This is a genomic window from Microcoleus sp. AT3-A2 (assembly GCF_036705685.1).
Lineage (GTDB): Bacteria > Cyanobacteriota > Cyanobacteriia > Cyanobacteriales > Microcoleaceae > Microcoleus.
In genome coordinates, this window is the sequence record NZ_JAUBVF010000089.1 from 1 (window position 1) to 6931 (window position 6931).

The window sequence follows — 6931 nt, forward strand, 5'->3', positions numbered from 1 at the left end:
TTCGCCGAAACGGTTTTTAAGCCGACTATTTATTTTCCCACGAATATAGTCTGTTTATTTCCGCCGTGCTGTACTAGTGCGATCGACCTAATTAATTAGGTGAGAATATTGTAGGGACGATGGATTAAGAGACGGTTGGCGAATCAAAAAAGGGTGAAACCAAACATCTTACTGCAGATTCCACGTTGTTTGTGAAGTACACCCCTGATCCACGAATCCCCGTAGGGACAAGGCAATGCCTTGTCCCTACTACTTTATGAACCGGGAATACGGTGTATAATCATGGCAAATAAACTCTGATGAGCCAGAAGTAATATCGTTTTCGATTGCACGGCGCCGTGTCCTACCTGTGGGTAATATTAATTCCGATGCTACCGCAGTTGATATGACTCGGGGTCGAAAAACTGAATGGTTGAGTGTTAATTGTTGAATCGATTTTATGATTCCGATGCAACCGAAAACGATATCACATCAAACTTGGCATCGTAGAGGTCGTCGGTTCAAACCCCCCCAATTCGATCGACAAAACCCCCCTAACGAAGCGGGTTTTGTCGTTGTCCTAAATATTTTCACTCTTTGGCAATGATTAAACAATCACTCTCCACTTTAGACAGCATATCTGGAAAAGCTGAGGTGTAATTGCCATCTTTGTCTACAATCCTGCGAAGTATATATCCACTCTCAGCAGGTCTGCCGAAAAACGAGTTTCTGCGATGCCAGATATCTCCATTCGGAGTGTTCGGATCTCGATCAATCAAAAAATCTACCAGCCACTGCGGTACAGATAATCCAAACACTATCGGCGTAATGTGTCCGTGCTGCAAAGTTGCATCCGAGAATCGGAACAAGTAGCTAAAGCGAGAAAATTTGACTAAATAAATTAACATCCGTCCCGCCATTGATGAATGAAATGTCCAGATAACAGGGTCAAAAACGCGCAGCAATAACGTCCGTTCGTCAGCATTCCAGTCTGAACTGTACATCGTCAAACAATCGTCTGGTAAAACATTCCCGTCCATAAAAAAGATACCTTGCAGCACTTCAGGTAACTCCGCTGGATGTTCTACTTTCATCCAATTCGCGATGTCTTTTAGTTGCTTGTGTTCGATTAACATGGTATTATTTATCCTCAAATTAGTTGTGTTTTGGTTCCCTATTAGATACCCCCTTGATTTCTGAGTTTATCGCTCAATAGTTTATGTGGCGTGCGGTTTCAACTCACATCTTGCACCAGTGCCAATAAGTTTTTCAAGGGCGGGCGGGACACCCCACAAGAAACTTGATATCTTGTGGAACAGGCCGGAAAGCCTGTTCTTGAGAATGGTGTAATATCCCAGTTTCAACCGCTGTCCGATCGAGCTTTTGGATTGATTACCCCTGCAAATTAGGCTCAGAGGCTCGCCGCACTTTGCCTACCGTACTCACGACATCCACGAGCATCTTGAGTGCGATGTCTTTACCGGGGCAAATCCGTCCCGCACTCCGATCGCCCACGGAATGAAATCCCATATGAAAAGGACACAGATTCTCGCGCTTAGGGTTGAATTCGTATACCGTCGAGCCCCAGAAACTCTCGTCTAGCATCCCCAAACTGAGCGGTATCAGTACCTTGGTTCCTGCGGGGAAGGTGCGTTCTTTGCCCGCTACCGTTGCGGTGAAAGGCTCTGTCGCGACTCGGTGGGTGGCGCTGACGGGGGCCCAGAGGCGGGCGCATTCCAGGAGGAACAGCTCGATCGACTGGCGATCATCCAAATCGAGTTGATCCCAAAAATCTGTCGGGTTAATTTCGGCCGTCTGCTGTCCTTTATAGGCGGGGAGAGGGCGGTACCCCATAGCCGTGTAGCCTAGGTGCAGGGGGCCTTGCAGTCCCGCTATGCCCATAATTGATGTCATCAGCTTTGCCAATTCCCGCTTAGTCATGCCATTGTTTTCCGAGCTCTCCTCAAAGTCGGCTAAAGCTGGGGAATTTTCATAGATAGTCGCTGCACGCTCGATTAGAGTGGACAAATCCCCGTGTCCAAACAGGTTCAGGCTTTGCAGCAGGTTGCCGATGACGGCGAAGTAGTGCAGCGGGCTTTGGCGGGTGTAATGCAATTCGGTGAGAAGTTCGATCGACTCTGAATCGTCTGGATTAATCCCAAAGATGACGTAGTGCAGATATCGGACTAAAAATCCCATCCAACCGCGCTTGACATCGGTAAAAAACGCTCCCCCCGCACCGTGCGACATCTCGGCATAATCTGCGGCTAGCCGATCGAGCAACCGTCGGGCGATTTCGTCTCCCTGGCGAGCCGTTGTGGCACTGTTGAACAGATATTTCTGCATACAGCTTCGGAATGCTGCGTGGTTGCTGTTACTGTCAGTTTCGCGATCGGACAAAGACAGCAGGAAAAGGTTTCTGCCGCCTACATCTTGGTTGGGCGCGCTATCGGGATCGAGTACAGAAGTACCAAGCCGCCATCCGCGCGCCTGGGGCGATGTGAGTGCTTTTTCTAGGGTGTCAAACTCTCCCATCACGACTTGCCCCGCGCAGCAAAAGTTCGCTCCGAAAGCCAGCCGTTTTATCGGCAAATAGGTGGGTTCGTTGGCAATCAAACCCTCAATCAGGGCGATCGGCGGTAGCATCGTTTTGCTGAGACTTTCTTCCGGGTTTTGCAAAGCCCAAGCCTGAAACTCATTCAGTGCCGGGTTCATCAGCGATGAGAAAATAGTATCTAAATTTAGGTTGATCATAATTCCTCCAAGAATCCCTCGCCATAACGCGCTTCGCATTTAGCAGCAAGAGGGTATTGAGCGGCAATTGAGCGGGTATTGAATCCCACTTAAATGCTAAAATCAGTAAGTATAACTATAGCCATCTTTATTTGTAAACCCAGTGGCAATATAGATATAGTTTTACTGAATATGTCTGCGCCCAAGTCTAGCCTTGTCCCGGAGATTGAGTGGAATTTTTAACGATTGCTGGTAAGTAGATATACTTTCTGCATCTAAAGTATTAGCCCCACTCTCTGAGAGCCGCACATAAACCGTAGTTATGTGCGACTACTTGCTATTAAATCTAGCCAACAAAATCGGCGACATTAATTAGAGTAGAGGATACCCCATTGAGAGCAGATAAAATTTCTCCGTTTACTGACGAACGGATGAAAGTTGTACTGTTTTCTTGAGTAAAGGACAGTTGGGAGAAAGTAAGATTGTTGCCTAGAGAAAGCAAATCTTTTCCGTCTTCAAAATCCAAGATAATATCGATATCCGAATTTGGAGATAGCAAGAAGCGATCGTTACCATCTCCTCCCGTCAAACTATCATTTCCCAAGCCGCCAGTCAGCAAATCATCTCCCTTACCTCCCAGCAGAATATCGCTGCCATCCCCGCCGTTCAAAATGTCAGCACCGCGATTGCCAAACAAGGCATCATCACCGCTACTTCCGAGCAAAGTATCGCTACCTTTGCCGCCGAAAAGACTGTCATTTCCGAGGCCGCCGTCGAGGGAATCATTGCCCCTCATTCCCATCAAAACATTATTTTCGCCGTCGCCAGTCAGGATATCGTCGCCATTTGTACCGAGAATTGCATTGGGAGAATTGCTGCCCAAATCCGCGTCGCCGCTGACGATAGGAGTTGCAATCGCAGCAGGTAATGTCACAGCTTGAATTTTGGCATCTAAAGCAGCACCAGTATTGTCAGTAACTACCTGGGAAATTGCCTTAGTTCCCGCACCGACTGCTTTGAAGTCTTGAGTTGTTGCACCCAAAGCTACTTGTTGGACGCGGGCAACTGATTCAGGAATTGATGTTCCTGTTGGGTTGGAAACAGCCGAATCAATGCGCTGATTTGCTGTTGCCATTACAGTCGCAGCTTGCGATGTAATTTGGGTAATTTGTTGACTGTTGAAATTGGAGTCAATTTGCTGAATCTTAGCGGCAGCTTGCTGAATGATTGGTTCTAAAGCTGTTGAAGAACTCAGGTTTAAAACAGTACCCGATTGAATGGGAGTCGTAATTGAACTGACAACAGCCTTGACAATCTCGTTAGTAGTTGCACTAGAAGCACCGTCAATCAAACCAGCAGTTTGAGTGATGAAGTTTTGGACTTTCACCATTTCTGCTAAGACTTGGACACCGCCCGGTAAATTGTTGTTGGTGGCTTCTATGGGGTCGAAGCTAGTCAGGTCAAATTCAGCGGGAATCGCCAGAGCAGATTTGACCAGAGATTGTGCTGCTTCGGGTGCAACTCCTTTGTCGATTAAGTCGGCAACTAAGCTGGTTAAGAGAGTGACAACAGTAGAATCTGGTGGTGCGGTGACTGGCGTTTCTAGGGGCAAGCCGGTGGCGGTGTCCGTGCCTCCAGTAGCAACTAAATTACCTTCTGATGGGTCGATTTCGCCGTTTTTGTTGGTGTCGAAAGTCTCGAAGGAAATATTGAGATTATATTTACCGCTGGCATCGGTAATGGTGGATGGTTCGTTGGTATCTTTGATGCCGTTTTTGTTGGCGTCTAGGAAGACTGTCGCCCCAGAAATGTAACCGTCGATGACCCAGCCATCTCCTCTGTTCACTATGTGGATGATCTGGCTGGCACACGCACCATCAGGGTCTGTTGCTGTTAACTTAGCGTAGAAGTCTCCCCAGTTGCTTGGGGGAGTTCCGGTGAACTGGATGGTGTTTGCGGCAGAGTTAAACGACAATCCAAGCCAACTGCTGTTCGGATTGCTCTGTAATGAGCTGTCGTCAGTCAGGGTTAGCGTGTAGGTGAGTAGGTCGCCATCCGGGTCTGTGTAGACGTTAGGAACTACTTGATTGAGAGCAGTGTACGTACTGCCCAGGTGAATTTTCTCTTCTGGCGGCCGATTGCCGATAATAGCTTGGGCCAAAGCCATCACATCGACGCGCTTGTAATCAAAATTGGTATAATAGGTAACATTGTCGTCTTCGTCGTCGCCGTCATTGATGGTGACACCGGTTGCTTTCAAAAGATTGGCGAACTCGGTTGGTGTCAGTCGGCGGCCTAATTCTTGCTGTGCTAACTGTTGGGCTAACACTGCAATGCCCCCAATGTGGGCTGTAGCTTGACTGCTACCGTGATAAATGTTTATGGGAGCGCCAGAGGGGGTTGTGAACTCGCCAGGTAGGCCAGCCCCAGCCCCGGTGATGGGTGCCCCCGGAGCAAACACTGTGGTTAATGCCCCGTTACGCTGAGAAAATGGAGCTATGCGATCGGCAGCAGTGGTATTTGCGATCGCATCGCCAAAATAATCTCGATACTGAAAACTACCAATGTTGGAGTTATATACCGCGCTGACCGATAGAGAATTCGGATCGGCTGAAGGGTAGTTGACACCTGGAGGATTCTCGTACTGGTACTGGTAGTAACGGTTGCCGGATGAAGAGACAACAATGATATTCTTCGCCGCCAATTCTGCCAGTTCATCTCCAATTCCGTAGAGTGAAATAGCGCTGGAATAACTTTCACCGCTGCCGAATGCCATATTAACGCTGACAATGTTTTGAGCATCTGCATTTTCCAATACCCACTGCAAAGCTTGTTCTACAAACGGAAACTTATTAATTTCGTCTCCTACATTAGCTGGAGGATCCTTTCTCACCTTTAGGTCGATAATATTAGCCCCAGGTGCCATCCCTGTATAGGTTGGGTCTTGGGAGGCAATAATGCTAGCAATGTTCGATCCATGTCCGTCTTGGTCGCTTGCATCTGCGTCGCCGTCGGCAAAATCGTAGTTATAAACGATGCGATCGGCGATGCCGTTAGAGTCAGTATCAGGGCCAAAGAATTGGTGATCTAAGTTGATGCCAGTATCTAATATCGCTACAGAGAAACCGCTGCCGTCAATACCGGAAAAACGCGGTGCGGCGCGGAATTTGTCCAGATTGATCAGTTTACTGGATACACTTGCATCGCGCTTATGCTCGGGATAGGGGTCGTTGCCGCTGGCGTCAAAACCATAAGAATATGCTAGGTCATTGTTGTTGCCACCACTAAAACTAGAAAGCACTGAAGACAGAAAATTGTTTTCGGACGGGGAATAAAAGACATTGTTATTGCTGCTCCCCGAAGAGTTTTGGGTAGTTGCAACTGGCTGCAAAGCTGTGAATGCAGGGCCTTCATATCCTGTAGTTGTAACACCTGGAAGACGAGGTATAACCGACAAGTTTAAATTGTAGGGAGTTTCTACACTATTAACTGAAGAAACTCGCACATTGTAAGTGCCGTGTTCCAAAATGCGGTTAATTGACTTGGAGGCTGGGCCAGAATCTTGTGCAGTTGAAATGACATTTTGACTGCTGTCAAGCAATTCTATTTTGACATCTTGATTGACTCCACTGACTGACAAATTGAAGTCATTTTGAGCACCTAAAGTGAATTCGTAGTAATCGGGATCGTTACTACTCACTGCATCGGGGTAATTTCTGAAACTAGAAGCAGCATTGATTTCCTTGGCTGTACTTGCAGTGTTTGGAGCTAAGTCTATGGCTGGGATATTATTGGTAACAGCGACATCGGCTGCATTTAAGCCGTTATAATTGTTGTCCGTACTAACAGCAGGGGCAGTAACAATCGTGTAAGGTTTATTGCCGTCAGCAACATTGTCGTTAACACCCGTTACCGTCACCGTTTGCGCTGCATTCCAGTTACCAGAATTGAAAGTCAGCGAGGGTGTAGAAACTGTTCCTTCTGTTGTATTGGAACTTTCTAAATCTATTTTGACATCCGCAGTAGGTTGGCTGTTGAGTGTGACATCAAATGTTGCTGTTCCCCCTGATTCTGTCGTGATTAATCCACTTACAGGATTAACGGTAATTCCAGCAGGTGTTGGTGTTGGTGTTGGTGTTGGTGTTGGGGTTGGGGTTGGGGTTGGTGTTGGTGTTGGAGGTGTTGGAGGTGTTGGAGGTATTGGAGGTGTTGGTGTTGG

General features: G+C 47.5%; 3 protein-coding genes. All 3 read right to left on the reverse strand.

Features of this window, described 5'->3' with window-relative positions; translation table 11 throughout:
- Positions 1-569: 569 nt before the first annotated feature.
- Positions 570-1115 carry a hypothetical protein gene (locus QUB37_RS27605; protein ID WP_333168260.1) on the reverse strand — a complete coding sequence of 182 codons (546 nt, stop codon included), beginning with the start codon at positions 1113-1115 and terminating at the stop codon, positions 570-572.
- Positions 1116-1371: 256 nt separating this feature from the next.
- Positions 1372-2733, reverse strand: a complete 1362-nt coding sequence (locus QUB37_RS27610) for a cytochrome 450 (RefSeq protein WP_333168262.1) — start codon at positions 2731-2733, stop codon at positions 1372-1374.
- Positions 2734-3058: 325 nt separating this feature from the next.
- Positions 3059-6931, reverse strand: a 3873-nt coding sequence (locus QUB37_RS27615) for a S8 family serine peptidase (RefSeq protein WP_333168264.1), incomplete at its 5' end; no start/stop codon positions are given.

What these genes read in the sequence shown, in the direction of transcription:
- QUB37_RS27605 (WP_333168260.1), bottom strand. Translation starts at nt 1,115, where the DNA reads ATGTTAATCGAACACAAGCAACTAAAAGACATCGCGAATTGGATGAAA.
- QUB37_RS27610 (WP_333168262.1), bottom strand. Translation starts at nt 2,733, where the DNA reads ATGATCAACCTAAATTTAGATACTATTTTCTCATCGCTGATGAACCCG.